Source organism: Desulfitobacterium sp., from assembly GCF_034927245.1.
Taxonomy (GTDB): Bacteria; Bacillota; Desulfitobacteriia; order Desulfitobacteriales; family Desulfitobacteriaceae; genus Desulfitobacterium_A.
The window spans coordinates 89,854-105,281 of the sequence record NZ_JAYFQK010000020.1; the positions used below are offsets into that span (position 1 = coordinate 89,854).

Here is a 15,428-nt window from a genome sequence, read left to right on the forward strand (position 1 = left end):
GCCCAAGCCACCCTTTCCTTATAGTACCCCTTTCCGGCGAAGTCTGACACATAACCAATGAAGTATCCTAACTTTGATTCCCCCTGCGGAAAGCAAGGCACGTGTTCCTCCGTTCAACTCCTCAATTTCGCTTTTGGGGTCGGATAAATACATGGCTATTAGTCCGTTGACCACTGTTAGATGAAATTCCGGGTTAGATAACTGATGAGCACGCTCTAACGATACCTGCAAAAAGAGAACAAGCCGCTTCTCTCTCTCGGAAATACTTGGATAATACTGAACGAAATTGAGTTGATCCGTCTCACGGTCTTCAATATAATCAATAAAATAATCAAGGAGAATATGTAAACCACAGATCCATGGAAAATACGCCTGCTTTATCGCTTTGACGGTATTAACCGTAAGTCCGGGTTGGTGGGCAGCGGCGACTAAACAAAAGATTCCAAGCGTCGAACCTGTGGCAGCCGCAAACTCCCAAACCGATACTTCAGAATAAATGACCCGGCTTTGTTCTAACCAGGCTAACATTTTCTCTTCCCTTTCCTCCGGTTTCAGGTGTTTATAGGTTTGTAATGAAGAATATTGGGCAGCCAACCAAGTGGCCTCCGCTTTCACAACGGAATACGAGGGTAATAATTTTAAGTTTTCCTGGCATGTTCGCACCAATTGATCTAAATATCCGCCATCCTCTTTATAGGGATATTCTGCGTAATAATCAGAGCACTCCGCTTCAGGATCCAGAGCTTCGGTCATCGCTAAATGAAGCTGAGCAAAAGCTTTTTCGTCCTGAACATTTGCTGCATCGACAAGATTATCCAGATAATCGCTGATGGTTTGATAAGCCACGATAAACTGAATCATGGCATCCTGTTTTGCACCGGGATAAAGAGCATAGATACTTCCCCCCAGGCAATGAAACGCTTTACTCTGCAAAGAAGCAAGAGCCTGCTGGGAGAGCAATGAATCCGGTGTTTTCTCCGCTATCAATTGCCAGGAATGGAGTTCTTCCTTGACCTTTGGAAAGACCTCTTTCACAAATCGCCTAATTATTAGCACATTTATTACTCCTCATGGTATCCTTTACTCCTATTTTCTCCCTAAAAACACACTTTATAAACATATCTCCAAAACAAAGAGCATTTGCAAATAAAAACTACCAAGGTAGATCACTGCAAATGCTTCAAAAAACATTATTAAATTAGCTCGAATAAATTATTCCTTATCTTCTTTTTTCTCTTCTTTTACTTCACTTTTGACTACTTTCACTTCCTCTTTGTCATTACCGTTTGTTGCATCTTTAAATTCAGAAATACCTTTTCCTAAAGCCTTTCCAAGATCAGGCAGCTTTCCGGGTCCAAAAATGACCAAGGCAATAACAAGGGCTATCACTGCTACAGTAGGGGTAATCATGCCAAAAGTTATGAACATATTTATGTCCACCTCCGAACCTTAATAAAGATAATGATACTATACCACAAACATTAAGAAGAATCTAATTGCGAATCGCTTGTGAAGAATCCCTTGTCCTCACATTACTTATCCTAAACTAGATTCCTCAAAGATGCAATAATATTTTTTTAAACATCTTAGTTAACTACTCAAGCTGACTAAATAATTCTTCATACCCTAAATAAAGACTCCAAATAACATCCCAGAGTTCATCATCCGCATCCATAACCTTTAGGCCGAGTTCTTTCGCTTCACGGCGGCCAATCGGATAACCGTGAGAGAAATATCCTTCTGTCAATGCATGCGTAACGCTAGACACTTGATCAGGAGATTCCTTTAACATGAAGCGGGAAAGAAGGGCTTCTGCATACTGATGCGAGGCCTTTAGTGATTTTTCATAGTCGCCGATTAACCAAGGATCTAATTTATTCAGAACCGGATTTATAATAAATGTGGACAGCTCCGGATCAGGACTGTTTGTAATGGTCCTATGAAGATACTCTAAACAATGACGGATAGCCTGTACCGGCACCCATAAATCCTTATAAAGGGGGTGTTTAACTAAAGGATCTATCGGGCCGAGTTCAGAAACGGGTCCCATGACCACTTCGTCGGCTCCTAAAACGACCATTGAGGCAGCAGACTTTGCTGCCAGCGGCACGATCACTCCAAACTCCTCACAAAATTCTCGGATCAGCATCACAAGCTTATACGGGGTATCCACAGCTCCGCCATAGCTATGCAACAGCAAATCGATTTTCTGGGTATGCCCAATCGCTTTAAGCTGCTTATAGAGGGGAACTAAGATACTGTCGTCCAATGGGGTATACGCAAAATAGACTAAAACTTTTGAACCCCGAAGTTTCTCTAAACGTTCCAAATATTGAAAACGGTTCTCTGCATCCACCGTCCCCCCCCCAATTCAGAAGAATATAGTGCATTATATTCCATTTTTATCCATTGCGTGCACTATATGGGGGGCAGAAGTATTTAATAATACTATTTCTATCTAGGAATTCATTAAGGCAAATTAACCTCAACCTCAGACTGCTCATGGCAGGATTGACAATAAGCCTCACCGCCCAGTCCCTTTTTTTCATGGCAAGGATAGCAACGATTGGCGGGGTCCTGATTGTTATTAACGACAAAGCCATGGCCTTGTGCTCCACTGATCCAGGTCTCTCTCGGAATTCCCGAGTGGGGATTCGAAAAATCGTGATTTTGTGAAAGAATAATTACGGCAATTAATGCTGCAAAGAGGCAAATTGTGATAATACGTCGAACGATTTTTCTTCGTTCCATGCCATACCTCCTAAAATCCTCTGCAGATACGACAGTCTACAGTGCCTTTAAGACTGCCCGAGCTTGTTCAAGCGTATAGTTTAGGTCCTCATCGGTATGCGCTAAAGAGAGGAAAACTGCTTCAAATTGGCTTGGTGCAAGATAAACACCCCGCTCAAGCATACCCTTGAAATATCCTGCAAACTGTTCAACATCTGATGTACAAGCACTCCGGAAATCTTTGACCGGTTGTTTGGTGAAAAACGCTGAGAACATTGCCCCAATAGAATTGATCCATATCGGTATACCGCATTCTTCGGCGATTTTTGCAAGTCCTGTTGCCAGATAAGTGGTTTTCCGTTCCAGTTCTTCATAAACACCGGGTTTTTGTAAAAGCTTCAACGTAGTTAAACCGGCTGCCATGGCCAGTGGATTTCCCGAAAGGGTTCCCGCCTGGTAAATAGGACCATTCGGTGCGACCTGATCCATATACTTTTTCTTACCGCCAAACGCCCCGACCGGAAGCCCTCCCCCGATGACCTTGCCAAGACATGTGAGATCAGGGTCAATGCCAAAACGTCCTTGTGCCCCGCCATAACTTACGCGAAAACCAGTCATGACTTCATCAATAATCAGTAAGGCGCCATATTGACGCGTTACTTCCCTAAGGCCTTCCAAAAAACCGGGTTCAGGCAGAACAACCCCCATATTCCCCGCTACAGGCTCTATGATAACCCCGGCAATATTTTCTCCTTCTTCACGGAAAAGCGCTTTAACCCCTTCTATATCGTTATACTGAGCAACAAGGGTCATCGAAGCAGTCGCGTTAGGAACCCCGGGTGAAGTCGGAACGCCAAAAGTCAGTGCGCCGCTTCCGGCTTTAATCAAAAGCGAATCAGAATGGCCATGATAACAGCCTTCAAATTTGACGATTTTACTTCGTCCTGTGATACCCCGAGCAACACGTAAAGCACTCATTGTTGCTTCGGTACCCGAATTGGTCATCCGTACTTTATCCATCGAAGGGTAGGCTTTCAGAGCTTCTTCTGCTAATTCGGTCTCCAGCTCTGTCGGAGCACCATAACTGGTCCCCCGTTCTGCTGTCCGCTTAATAGCTTCAACAACCTCAGGATGGGCATGTCCCAAAATCAAGGGACCCCACGAACCGACATAATCGATATAGGTATTTCCGTCGATATCCCAAAGATGCGCTCCCTTTCCATGATCAATAAAAACGGGATCTCTGCCTACAGAACGGAAAGCACGCACCGGGGAATTAACCCCACCGGGAATAACCGCTTTGGCCCGTTCAAAGGCTTGACAACTCCGTCTATCTTGAAAACTCAAACGAAAAACCTCCCACATATGTTATTGTCTTTAATGGCTACTTCACATTATACCTTCTATGAAATATTTCATACTGCTTTTCTTAAGTTCGGTTTGACTGAATAGCATTCGATACTCTTTTACTCCCGTAGCCTGAGCGATGCGTTTCATAATATCTTGACATTCTTCGGCTGAGCGGCCGTGAATCATGGTGAAAAGCGTATATGGCCAATCCGGAAGCGTGGGCCGCTGATAACAGTGGCTTACTTCGCGAAATAAAGCCATCTTAGCGCCTATTTCTTCCACTTGATCTTCCGGTACCGTCCAAACCCCCATCGCGTTAGCCGTAAAGCCTGCTTTTTGGTGACGCAAAACCGCACCAAATCTACGAATCATGCGTTTTTCAAGCATAGTCTGTGTTTGATTCAGAACCTCATTTTCCGTCCATTGTAAAGTCTCGGCAATCTCGGCAAAGGGCGTAAGAGAGTATGGTAAGTCCTCTTGAAGGAATCGAATAAGTGCTTTATCGCGTTCAGTAATCTCTAACGTTTGGCCTTCGCCGCTTTCCCAGGCCCCGGGGGCTTTTGAGGATTCTTCTTCCGTATCTTCCTCTGCATCTTCGTCCGGATCATCATCGATCTCTTCAGCCTTAAAATTAAAATCAACACTAATTTTAAAGAGGCGGGTAGCCGGCAGAGAATAAATTTCTTCCGTTCCTGCAATCTCGCGTACTTTATTAACGATCTGTTCAACTTCCGCCTTTGTTGCGGCAATAACGGTAAACCACATATTATACGAATGCGAACGCAAGTAGTTATGGGTAACACCCGGGATTCCATTCAAAAACTCTGCTGCTTCGGCAATTTTATTCTCAGGAACTTTACCGGCGCATAATGTGCTATGATACCCTAAACGATGGGAATCAAACACACCTCCCAAGCGCCGGATAATTCCTTCTTTCCGGAGTTGGACAATCCTCTGCCAAGCATCTTCCTCTGAAACACCGGCGAGTTCACCGAGAGTTTGATAAGGACGGGAAGTGACAGGAAAAGCTGTCTGGACGGTATTAAGCAATATCCGTTCGACGGTATCCAAGTTATTTAACTCCCTTCCGCCCATGATACAGGCACCAAGGCTCCTCTGCCATATAATCTCCGTTTTCGTAATATGCAGCGCGAGCTCGGCAGCCGCCGCAAACCTTTTTATATTCGCAGGTTCCGCATCCGCCCTTGTAATCCATCGTTCTTAATTCTTGCAAGACAGGATTGTTCTTCCATATCTCATCAAATGGGGTTTCCCGAACATCTCCCAAAGGGATATTCAAATAAGCACAAGGCTGAACTTGACCTTTAGGGCTGATAATACAGTAGGAAGTACCCGCCAAGCAGCCGCGGCCATAACGCATCTTCATTCCCATTTGTTTGGCAATTCGCATAAACTGCGGAGCACACGTCGGTTTCAGCTCGATATCCACGGTTTGCTGTTTCTTCATAATGCGGGTTAATACATCTTCATACGCTTCGGCACGCAGGGATTCTTCCTCGATTGAAACAGCTCTGCCGGTTGGAACAAGGAAGAAGAAATGGTGGGCAACCGCACCTTCCGCTACTGCAAAATCGGTGATGCTTTCCAACTCATCCTGATTCCAATCCATGACTGTAGTATGGATCTGAAACGGCAGGCCGACTTCACGGCAATTGCGCATACCCTGAACAGCGCCTTCCCAGGCTCCCGGAAACTTCCGAAATTGGTTGTGTTTTTCCTTGTCCATTGAATCAAGTGAGATCCCCATTCCCATAGCGCCTGCCTCTTTAAGCCGGCGAGCCATATCTAAGGTAATAAGGGTGCCATTCGTACCAAAGACCGGCCGTAATCCCAATGAAGTGGCATAGGCGACCAGCTCCACAATATCCGGACGCGTCAACGGTTCACCACCGCTGAAGATCATAATTTTAAAGCCCGCTTTGGCAATCTGTTCCAATAGTGTCTTACCCTCAGAGGTACTCAATTCTTCCTCTGCCTTACAACCGGCATCTCGGTAACAATGATCACAATACATATTGCAGGCATTGGTTGTATTCCAGGAAACAATCATCTCTTATTTTCTTCCTCCTTTTAGTTCTTTTATCTTTGTTGCTTATTTTCGCAGCCAGCGTGCCGCATCCAAAGCATGATAAGTAATAATTAAATCTGCTCCCGCACGCTTCATACTGACTAAGGATTCCATGACGATACGTTGTTCATCAATCCAGCCTTGAGCTGCGGCTGCTTTAACCATGGAGTATTCACCGCTGACATTATAAGCAACGACGGGAACTCCAAAGCGTTGTTTTGTCCGATAGGTAATATCTCCGTATGCCAGCGCCGGTTTAACAATGATCAGATCTGCTCCTTCTTCGATGTCTAACGCGGTCTCTAACATCGCCTCGTTACCATTAGGCGGATCCATTTGATAGGTCCGACGATCTCCGAACTGCGGTGCAGAACCGGCGGCTTCCCGAAAAGGTCCATAGAAACCGGAAGCAAATTTGGCAGCGTAAGACATCACCGGAATATTCGTAAAGCCGGCTTGATCAAGTCCTTGACGAATGGCTCCGACACGACCATCCATCATGTCTGAGGGAGCAACCATATCCGCTCCCGCTTGGGCATGCGATACCGCTGTTTGAGTTAATAGGTCCAAGGTCGGATCATTCAGAATCTTGCCGTCCTTAATAACCCCGCAGTGCCCATGATCGGTATATTCACATAAGCAGACATCGGTAATCACATAAAGATCGGGGAAATGCTTTTTAGCTACCCGAACCGCTTCTTGAACGATACCATGTTCATGATAAGCACCGGTTCCCACTGCATCTTTTGATTCGGGAATTCCAAAAAGCAAGATCGCCGGAATTCCCAAATCTACGACTTCCTGTAAAGCCTCAACGAAAAGATCCAAAGAGTATTGGTACACTCCCGGCATTGAAGGTATTTCATGCTTAGTCTTTTCTCCATAAATGACAAACATGGGGTAAATTAAGTCATCAACACGCACATGGTTCTCGCGAACCATATTGCGTATCGTATCATTGGCCCGTAAGCGACGCGGGCGATGAATCAGTTTCATCAAGACACCTCCGTTGTTTTTACGATTAAAGAGCTTAGGTTATTTTATCCCAATCTCCTCATCCGTCAGATAACAGGCCGGATCTGATTCCCAGAAATCCCCTGTAACTGCTTCGGCACGGGTTCGGAAATTTCCATTGCAAAAATCGAGATACTGACACTTCGAGCAACGTCCCTTAAGCAAAGGTTTACGATCTTTCATCCCCGCGAGGATGGGATTCGATAGATCTGTCCAGATATCCCCAAACTTCCTTTCCCGGACATTACCAAACGTAATGTGCTGTGTAAATTGATCCGGGTGAACATAACCCATCGGATCAACCTCAGAAAAAGCAATTCCGGAACGGTTTCCACCGTTGAAGCTAATTAAACGTTTTATTTCTTCGGCCTTCGCCGGATTCTCTTTCAGGGTACGGAGATAAAGGTAGACACCATCACAGTGATTATCAACAGTCAGAATTTCTTTTTTTAAGCCCCGATTTTCAAAATCGATCGTACGACGAATAATGGTTTCCATCGCTTGACGTGATTCTTCAGGACTCACATCTTGAGCAATCATTTTATTACCGCGTCCGGAATAAACAAGATGGTAAAAACAGACCCGATTAATATTTTCTTCTTCAATGAAATCAAAAATATGATCAAGTTCCCTTAAGTTATGGCTGTTAATCGTAAAGCGAAGTCCCACTCTTTGATCGACAGCGACACAGTTCTGAATCCCTTCCATCGCCTTTTGGAAGGCTCCTTCTTTACCCCTGAATTCATCATTGACTTCACGTAAACCATCAAGTGAAATGCCGACATAGCCAACACCGATCTCTTTGATCTTTTGGGCGACTTCAGGGGTAATCAAGGTCCCATTCGTAGACAACGTGGGCCGAATTCCTTTGGAAGCAGCATATGCTGCAAGCTCAAAAAAGTCGGGACGGATCAAAGGTTCACCGCCGGAAAAGAGAAGGACGGGTACCCGGAATTCAGCGAGATCATCGATGAATCGCTTGGCCTCTTCCGTTGTCAACTCACCTTCGTATTTTTGAGCATCCGATTCCATATAACAATGAATACATCTCAAGTTGCATGTCCGAGTTGAGTTCCAAACAACAACCGGACCGCTTTCCAGCGTCGTTCCGTTCTTTGCACCTTGAGAATGGACACTGTAGCGCAGTGAATCGCCAAAGTACTCTGTATTAAAAAGTAGTTTTGTGACGCTTATCATTTCTAACCCTCCACTAAGGCTTGAACCAGCCCTTTAATCGTATATTTTTCGGCTTCACGATGAATCGTTAAGCCCAGCTCCCGTGCTGTCGCACTGGTAATCGGGCCGATCGAAAAAAGCTTAACCCCTTCCAGTAAAGCGGTGTCTCCATCAAGCAGTTTTAAGAAGTTGCGTACAGTGGATGAACTTGTAAACGTTACGGCATGGATCATTTTTTCACTTAACATCGTTTTAAGTTCTTTTTTATCAGCTTGTCCTAAAACTGTGCGATAGGCAGGAACATCCCAAACATCCGCTCCCAGGGCTTTTAAGGACTCGGGCAAAATATCTCTTGCCTCTTCCGCCCGGGCGAGAAGCACACTTTGACCGGGAAGGACGCGACTGGCAAGCCCTTCAATAATCTTTTCGGCACGATATTCCTCCGGTACAAAGGTAACCCGCAAGCTACGGTTTTCCAAAGCTTTCTGAGTTGCGGGGCCGATTGCTACAAGCTCAATTCCTGCTAGATCGCGAACATCTTTCTTCTGCTCTTTAAGCACCTTGAAAAATTCTTCAACCCCATTGACGCTTGTGAAAACCAACCAATTAAACCGTTTAAGCTCCCGGACAGCTTTAATGAGTTGGCTGGGATCACTGGGAGGGGCAAGCTCGATAGCAGGAAATTCCCAAGGTTCTCCTCCCAGATCTTCAATCTCCTGTGACAGGACACTCGCTTGATGGCGTGCCCGTGTAACAACGATCCGTTGTCCAAAGAGCGCTTTTTTCTCAAACCATTGAAGTTTTTCACGAAGGCTCACAACTTCTCCGACAATAATAATCGAAGGATTCGTAAACCCTTCTTGTTCGGCACTTTCAGCAATATCATGCAATTGGCCAACCAGTGTTCTCTGTTCAAGACGAGTCCCCCATTGAATAAGAGCAACCGGAGTCGTTGCCGCACGGCCGTTTTCGATCAATTTATTGGCAATCATGGCCAAATTCTCCATACCCATTAGGAAAATTAAGGTTCCGTGAGAATTGGCAAGATGTTCCCAGGCAATCGCCGAGCTATTCTTATTCGGGTCCTCATGACCTGTAATCACGGCAAAAGAGGAGGTTAAATCCCGATGGGTCACCGGAATTCCGGCATAAGCCGGTACAGCAATAGCTGACGTTACGCCGGGAACGATTTCATACGGTACACCGGCATTAAGTAAAGCTTCAGCCTCTTCTCCACCCCGCCCGAAAACAAATGGGTCTCCCCCTTTTAGACGGGTCACAATTTTTCCCTCCAGCCCTTTTTTAACAAGGACTTCATTGATTTCCTCTTGGCGCAGGGTATGACGATCCGGAGATTTACCCACATAAATCATTTCACATTCAGGATTTGCAAGACTCAGTAAGCGTCTGGATGCCAACCGATCATAGACAAGTACTTCAGCTTTAGCGATGCATTCAGCTCCCTTAACCGTAATAAGCTTCGGGTCCCCCGGACCTGCTCCCACTAAATAAACATAACCTATATTCAAATTTCCACACTCCGTTTCAACTCATAATTAACTGAGAGACCTGATCTGATCAAGAATATCCTTCGCACCCTGGGCGATAAGCTGATCTGCAACGTTATAGCCAATCTCTTCGGGATTCTTCCCTTCGGCACTTCCTCTGAGAAGATGTTGACCATCTAAGGAAGCCACCATTCCCTTCAATTGAACTCCATTTGGGCTGACGATTCCCAGAGCCCCGATCGGAACTTGACACCCGCCTTCTAAACGACGCATCAGTGCTCTTTCCGCACGAACCGCCAAACTGGTTTCTTCATGATGAAGGGGGTTTAACAATTGAAGGATCTCTTTTCGTTCAGCACTAATTTCAATCGCAATCGACCCTTGTCCAACCGCCGAGAGCATGATATTTTCAGGGATAAGCTCAGTAATCCGTTCTTCCCAGCCCAAACGTTTTACTCCGGCATAAGCCAAGACAATTCCAGCCATCGAGGATTCTTCAAGTTTGCGCCAACGGGTTTGCAGATTCCCTCGTAAGTCGGCGAACTTTAAATCCGCCCTGTAATGCTGCAACTGAGCTTTGCGCCGCAGGCTGCTTGTACCGATCACCGAACCCTCAGGAAGATTTTCAAGACGGGTACCATCCTTACTTAGAAAAACATCACGGGGTTCTTCACGTTCACAAATCGCCCCAATGCTTAATCCCTCGGGCAAGATCGTCGGTAAATCCTTAAGGCTGTGTACGGCAAGGTCAATCTCGCCGCGCAGCAGACCATTTTCAAGTTCTTTCGTAAATAATCCCTTGTCTCCAATCTTGGCAAGCGGTACATCGAGAATTTTATCACCCTTGGTCTTCATTGAAACAAGCATAAATTCATGTTCAGGATAGATTACGCTTAGCTGTGACTTGACCCATTCGGCTTGCCACAACGCCAAAACGCTGTCTCGTGTCCCTATTCTAATGATACTCATTTAGCCCTCCTTTGTTTTAACCTTGCTATGTTTCTGTGATACGCTCCGCATCGTGCGAACCGACTCTTCATCAACATCCAAGCTAAATAAGTTTTGTAAGATTTCAGTATAAAGATGTCCTTGGCTGGTTGTCGCAAACTCCTTCAAGTTAGTAATCGGGGTATGGAGTAATTGATTGATAATCGAATTTGCCATAGAACGAACTATTTTCTCTTGTTTCTCTGTGAGTCCCCCTAATTTGTTAAAGGCATGTTCCAGTTGATAGTTTTTGATTTCTTCTCCCCGCTGCTGCAAAGCAACAATCGTTGGAATCACAAACAGCGAATTATGCCATTTCATAAATTGCTCCATTTCCTCTTCTATGATCAATTCTGCTTTTTTTCCCGCAATTCTTCGAGCGTTTTGATGCTTATCAACGACTTCGCGCAAATCATCTATATCAAATAACTTTACCCCGGGAATCTTGGCAGCATCCGGGTGAATATCCCGTGGCACGGCAATATCGATGAGCAATAAAGGCCGATGGTTTCGCTGCTCCATGACTTTTTGAATCTGTTCGGGGGGGATTACGAAGTTCGCCGCAGAAGTCGCTGAAATGACAATATCGACTTCCTGCATACTTTCCGAAAGCTTTTCAAAGGGAACTGCAATTCCATTAAATTCGGCAGCTAAAGTTTCAGCTCGGGCATGAGAGCGATTGGAGACGATGACTGTACCTGCCCCATTAGCTACAAGATGTTTCGCGGTTAGAGAACTCATCTCGCCCGCACCTAAAATAAGGATGTTTCGGCCTGCGAGATCTCCCAAAGCGTGTTTAGCGAGTTCGACCGCAGTGTAGGAAATAGAAGTCGGATGTTGATCAATTTGGGTCTCCGTTCTAACCCTCTTGCCTACGGTTAAGGCGTTCTGGAAAAAAACATTGATGACTTTATTGGTCACCCCAGCTTTTACAGCCTTTTCGTATGCGGAAGCGACCTGTCCGAGAATTTGTGTCTCACCTAAGATCATTGAATCCAAACCGGAAACAACACGATACAGATGGCGAACGGTTTCATACAAGGTGTGAACAGTGAGGTACTCGAACAGAACTTTTTCTTCGAGCTGAGCTTGATTAGCAAGAAAACTTTTTATTGAGCTAATCCCTAAATCTATATTTGTCGTTGCGGCATAAATCTCGAGTCGATTACACGTGCTGAGGATGACAACCCCTTCAAGACCCGGATAAGACTTCAATTCATGAAGTGCGGCTTCAATTTTATAATGGGGAAAGCTCACCTTCTCGCGGATTTCAACCGGGGCGCTACGATGATTTAATCCTACAGTGACCGGAAACAATGCTCGATCACTCCTTTCGCTTCACTAAGTCGGCCATTTTTAATCAACGCTAAAACATCACCGTCGGTTGCTTTAGACCAAAACCTTTTTTTCTGTTCCGGTGATAAATCCGACTTAACTCTATTACGCCATTCTTTTAGTAACGCAAGATATTCCGCATATTCCTGGCCGTATTGCGTTTGGAGTTGTTCCCGGATTTGCCGTGCCACGATCGGACTGCTTCCGCCTGTAGAAACGGCAACCTGCAAGTCACCGCGTTCCATGATGGAAGGAACGATAAACGTACATTTTTCGGGATCATCGACTACATTGATCAGACGTTTATTCTTTTGGGCATCACATGAAACAACAGCATTGACCTCATCTTTTTCAGTACAGGAGAAAATAAGCGCAGCATCCTGAATATCATCTGCACTGTATTCTTTCTTTAACCAAAAACAGTGTTTAGAATCCACCAAGGCTTCTAAATCCTTGACCAGCTTTGGAGAGACAATCCACACAATTGCCCCATGCTCTAACAATGTTTGAACCTTGCGGTATGCAACATTTCCTCCACCAACCACTAAAACCGTTTTTTGTCTTAAGTCAGCAAAAATAGGATAATAATCTGCCACTACATTAAGCACCTTCTTTTACATCCGAAATTCAATAATCATCAATTGACCTAAGACCTTCCCCTTTTTTGCTAATTCTTATGCGTAGGAATGAAGTCCCGGCAAGAAGTAATTAACGCCAAAGAAGGTAAACAAAACAGCGATAAAACCAATAACCCCAAGCCAGGCGGCTCTTTTGCCTTTCCATCCATACATAAGCCGAGCATGAAGATAGGCGGCATAAATAATCCAAGTAATTAGGGACCACGTTTCCTTCGGATCCCAAGACCAGTATGTTCCCCAAGCATAATTTGCCCAGATCGCACCTGTAATAATGCACAGAGTCAGCATGGGGAAAGCAAAACCAATGATCTTATAAGATAACTCATCGAGTACCTGGGATGCAGGAAAGCGTGAAGTCCATCCTTTATCTACCGATTCTACTCCGAATTTCTCTTCTTTCTTTGCTTTAATTAAATACATCAAGCCCAAGCCAAAGGAAATTGCAAAAGCACCATAGGAAAGCATGGCGGTTAGAACATGAAATGTTAACCAATAGCTTTTAAGCGCCGGAGGAATAGCCGCGGCAACGCGCTCATCTGGACCCATTGTCATGATAATGAATACAAGAAGAAGAAAAGGAATAGGCATAACAAAATTCGCTAAATTCCTCACCTTGTATCTTAACTGAGCAAACAAGTAGATTGCAACAATTCCCCAGCAAAACGTAAGAATAAATTCATAGCCATTAGACAGTGGGGGTCTTTGTGAGATGATCGTTCGTACCACAATGGCAACCGTATTTCCAACTAAACCGATAAACGCCATTCCTGTGGCCAAATGTTCAAGCCATTCTTTTTTGACAACAAGCGTTAACCAAGATATTGCAGCACTCAAAAAGTAAGCAGCAACCATGATATAAAACATCATCACTTCGATGTTATTTAAGGTCACATTCATGTTACCATCTCCTCTTTTGACGAATTTTCATCGTCTAACTTCTGACTGAATCAGACGCAAGCCGCTTCTTTATATCAGCAACAATCTGGTTAAACTCCTCTTGTGTTCCCACTGCAAGTTTACCACGAATCGCACCCATATGCAGGTAGGATTCCTCTTGCATTTCAAGAATACCAGAAATTGTGTGCGGTCTCCAATAGAAGGAAAGAACAAGCCCTATCATCAATAGTGCACATCCTAACCAAACCAAGTTTACCCCGGGGTCTTTTTTTACCTGAAGGCCCGTAAAACTTGATAATCCATCAAACGTCAAGGAAACGGTATCATTAATTTTATTGACTTCCCCTAAATTCATTTGACCCATTGCTAAGGGTTGTGAAGAATTCCCTTGATAGACTTGGTAAAGAACAATAGGTGCTTTGGGATCAGCCTTCACCGCGGCAAGAATGAAATAGAGGTCAGTTCCCGGAGCCTGAAAATAATTTCCGCCTTTATTCTGTAAGATAAAAGGAACCTTCTGCCCATTCACATTGACTGTAAATTTACCCCCTTGGGCAAAACTGGATTGATAAAAAGTAACCCCTTGATAAGAAAAGGGATGATTAACAGATATCGTTTGACGGGCGACTTCTTGGCCTGATTCTAAAATACTGAGATCAGTATACCAATTATCGCGTTCCCCATTCGCTAAGACCCGATCCTCTGCCGAGTTGATTTTAACGTAAAAATTCTCTGCAACATTGCCCTTGCTTACTTTTATTTGCTGAATGGGTAAGGTTTCCCCTTCCCCCGCCATAAAGAAACCTTTAAAGCCGGTCATTGAGCCAACTAGAGCCCCCACAACAAGGACAATAAAAGCAATGTGTGTGATTAAGGAACCCCAATTCCCCCATTTGTGTTTTTGGGCGATAAAACTCCAACGTCCTTCTTGCTCATTTATCTTTAATTGATAACCTTTGTGTTTAAGTACTTCGGATACAGCTTCACGCAGTTTTTTATCGTTTCCCGAAATTCGGGTCTGAATTTTGGACGGTATGGATGAAGCTGATTGCGGCGGCTGAGGCTTAAAAGTTTTACGATAAATACCATTAAAACGCTGAATACTACAGACCAAGAGATTGATGCTCAGCAGCCCGAGAATAAGCCGAAACCAAGACGTTGAGTAAAGATGCGTGAAACCAAGCATTTTCCATAAAGAATTTACACTTTTTGCCCCCCCGGGGTCTAGCGCTTCCTGCGGAATGAGAGTACCGATGCCGGATACAACAGCGATAACTCCCAAGAGGACTAGTCCTGTTTTCATCGAACTGAAAATATTCCAGACCTTATCCATAATGCTTTCAGTTTGTCTACTCATTAAATACTTCCACCTCCTCTAAAAACTTGCACATATTAAAACTAGCACATATATAATTTTACTATATAAGTTGCGATTCTCCTATCGAAAATGTCCTTTCATTTCCATATTTCATAATTCGATCACATTTATATAAAAGAAAGAGCATCGCTAAATCCAATTATCTTTCAAATTGTATAAAAGCTTTGCTCATTCATATATTAAACCTGAAGTTTCGCACCCCTTTAGGTGCTATTAGGTAAAGTTTTTGCAAACTCAAAATTGTAAATTACAACTCGTTATTACTTTTTAGCTAGCCTTTTCAACGTTTTTTAGCTGATTATTTAAAAAAGAATTCTCGAAAAGCT

Annotated in this window: 15 protein-coding genes; all 15 read right to left on the reverse strand. The window is 44.3% G+C overall.

From position 1 onward, the window contains the following. Nucleotides 1-18 precede the first annotated feature (18 nt). Complete coding sequence (locus VB077_RS05885) at nt 19-1,056, reverse strand: tetraprenyl-beta-curcumene synthase family protein (protein WP_323414294.1); 1,038 nt, start codon at nt 1,054-1,056, stop codon at nt 19-21. 156 nt (nt 1,057-1,212) lie between these two features. Continuing rightward, nucleotides 1,213-1,428: a twin-arginine translocase TatA/TatE family subunit gene (gene tatA, locus VB077_RS05890; RefSeq protein WP_323414295.1), complete on the reverse strand. Its 216-nt coding sequence runs from the start codon at nt 1,426-1,428 to the stop codon at nt 1,213-1,215. A gap of 166 nt (nt 1,429-1,594) precedes the next feature. Beyond that, entirely contained in the window at nt 1,595-2,356 is a 762-nt protein-coding gene (locus VB077_RS05895) for an SDH family Clp fold serine proteinase (protein ID WP_323414296.1), read from the reverse strand. Between the two features lie 113 nt (nt 2,357-2,469). Beyond that, on the reverse strand, nt 2,470-2,751 hold the full coding sequence (locus VB077_RS05900; RefSeq protein WP_323414297.1) for a hypothetical protein: 282 nt from the start codon (nt 2,749-2,751) through the stop codon (nt 2,470-2,472). A 36-nt stretch (nt 2,752-2,787) separates the two neighbouring features. Beyond that, entirely contained in the window at nt 2,788-4,077 is a 1,290-nt protein-coding gene (gene hemL, locus VB077_RS05905) for a glutamate-1-semialdehyde 2,1-aminomutase (RefSeq protein WP_323414298.1), read from the reverse strand. A gap of 42 nt (nt 4,078-4,119) precedes the next feature. Next, nucleotides 4,120-5,151: an Lrp/AsnC family transcriptional regulator gene (locus VB077_RS05910; RefSeq protein WP_323414299.1), complete on the reverse strand. Its 1,032-nt coding sequence runs from the start codon at nt 5,149-5,151 to the stop codon at nt 4,120-4,122. Between the two features lies 1 nt (nt 5,152). Further along, nucleotides 5,153-6,151, reverse strand: coding sequence for a putative heme d1 biosynthesis radical SAM protein NirJ2 (gene nirJ2 / locus VB077_RS05915; RefSeq protein ID WP_323414300.1), 999 nt, complete (start codon nt 6,149-6,151; stop codon nt 5,153-5,155). 42 nt (nt 6,152-6,193) lie between these two features. Further along, on the reverse strand, nt 6,194-7,165 hold the full coding sequence (gene hemB, locus VB077_RS05920; protein ID WP_323414301.1) for a porphobilinogen synthase: 972 nt from the start codon (nt 7,163-7,165) through the stop codon (nt 6,194-6,196). 39 nt (nt 7,166-7,204) lie between these two features. After that, on the reverse strand, nt 7,205-8,380 hold the full coding sequence (gene nirJ1, locus VB077_RS05925) for a putative heme d1 biosynthesis radical SAM protein NirJ1 (RefSeq protein WP_323414302.1): 1,176 nt from the start codon (nt 8,378-8,380) through the stop codon (nt 7,205-7,207). 2 nt (nt 8,381-8,382) lie between these two features. Then, nucleotides 8,383-9,888 (reverse strand): uroporphyrinogen-III C-methyltransferase, encoded by a 1,506-nt coding sequence (cobA, locus tag VB077_RS05930; protein ID WP_323414303.1) that lies wholly within the window; start codon nt 9,886-9,888, stop codon nt 8,383-8,385. A gap of 27 nt (nt 9,889-9,915) precedes the next feature. Continuing rightward, on the reverse strand, nt 9,916-10,836 hold the full coding sequence (hemC, locus tag VB077_RS05935; RefSeq protein ID WP_323414304.1) for a hydroxymethylbilane synthase: 921 nt from the start codon (nt 10,834-10,836) through the stop codon (nt 9,916-9,918). Continuing rightward, on the reverse strand, nt 10,837-12,171 hold the full coding sequence (hemA, locus tag VB077_RS05940; protein WP_323414305.1) for a glutamyl-tRNA reductase: 1,335 nt from the start codon (nt 12,169-12,171) through the stop codon (nt 10,837-10,839). Then, entirely contained in the window at nt 12,153-12,785 is a 633-nt protein-coding gene (locus VB077_RS05945; RefSeq protein ID WP_323414306.1) for a bifunctional precorrin-2 dehydrogenase/sirohydrochlorin ferrochelatase, read from the reverse strand. The genes hemA and VB077_RS05945 overlap by 19 nt, the downstream gene beginning before the upstream one ends. A 78-nt stretch (nt 12,786-12,863) precedes the next feature. Next, on the reverse strand, nt 12,864-13,724 hold the full coding sequence (gene ccsB / locus VB077_RS05950) for a c-type cytochrome biogenesis protein CcsB (protein WP_323414307.1): 861 nt from the start codon (nt 13,722-13,724) through the stop codon (nt 12,864-12,866). 34 nt (nt 13,725-13,758) lie between these two features. Continuing rightward, complete coding sequence (resB, locus tag VB077_RS05955; RefSeq protein WP_323414308.1) at nt 13,759-15,081, reverse strand: cytochrome c biogenesis protein ResB; 1,323 nt, start codon at nt 15,079-15,081, stop codon at nt 13,759-13,761. Between the last annotated feature and the right edge of the window lie 347 nt (nt 15,082-15,428).

Bases quoted from the DNA above. Each gene is read 5' to 3' on its own strand.
- tatA (WP_323414295.1), bottom strand. From the start codon at position 1,428: ATGTTCATAACTTTTGGCATGATTACCCCTACTGTAGCAGTGATAGCC.
- VB077_RS05900 (WP_323414297.1), bottom strand. From the start codon at position 2,751: ATGGAACGAAGAAAAATCGTTCGACGTATTATCACAATTTGCCTCTTT.
- nirJ2 (WP_323414300.1), bottom strand. From the start codon at position 6,151: ATGATTGTTTCCTGGAATACAACCAATGCCTGCAATATGTATTGTGAT.
- hemB (WP_323414301.1), bottom strand. From the start codon at position 7,165: ATGAAACTGATTCATCGCCCGCGTCGCTTACGGGCCAATGATACGATA.
- nirJ1 (WP_323414302.1), bottom strand. From the start codon at position 8,380: ATGATAAGCGTCACAAAACTACTTTTTAATACAGAGTACTTTGGCGAT.
- hemC (WP_323414304.1), bottom strand. From the start codon at position 10,836: ATGAGTATCATTAGAATAGGGACACGAGACAGCGTTTTGGCGTTGTGG.
- ccsB (WP_323414307.1), bottom strand. From the start codon at position 13,724: ATGAATGTGACCTTAAATAACATCGAAGTGATGATGTTTTATATCATG.
- resB (WP_323414308.1), bottom strand. From the start codon at position 15,081: ATGAGTAGACAAACTGAAAGCATTATGGATAAGGTCTGGAATATTTTC.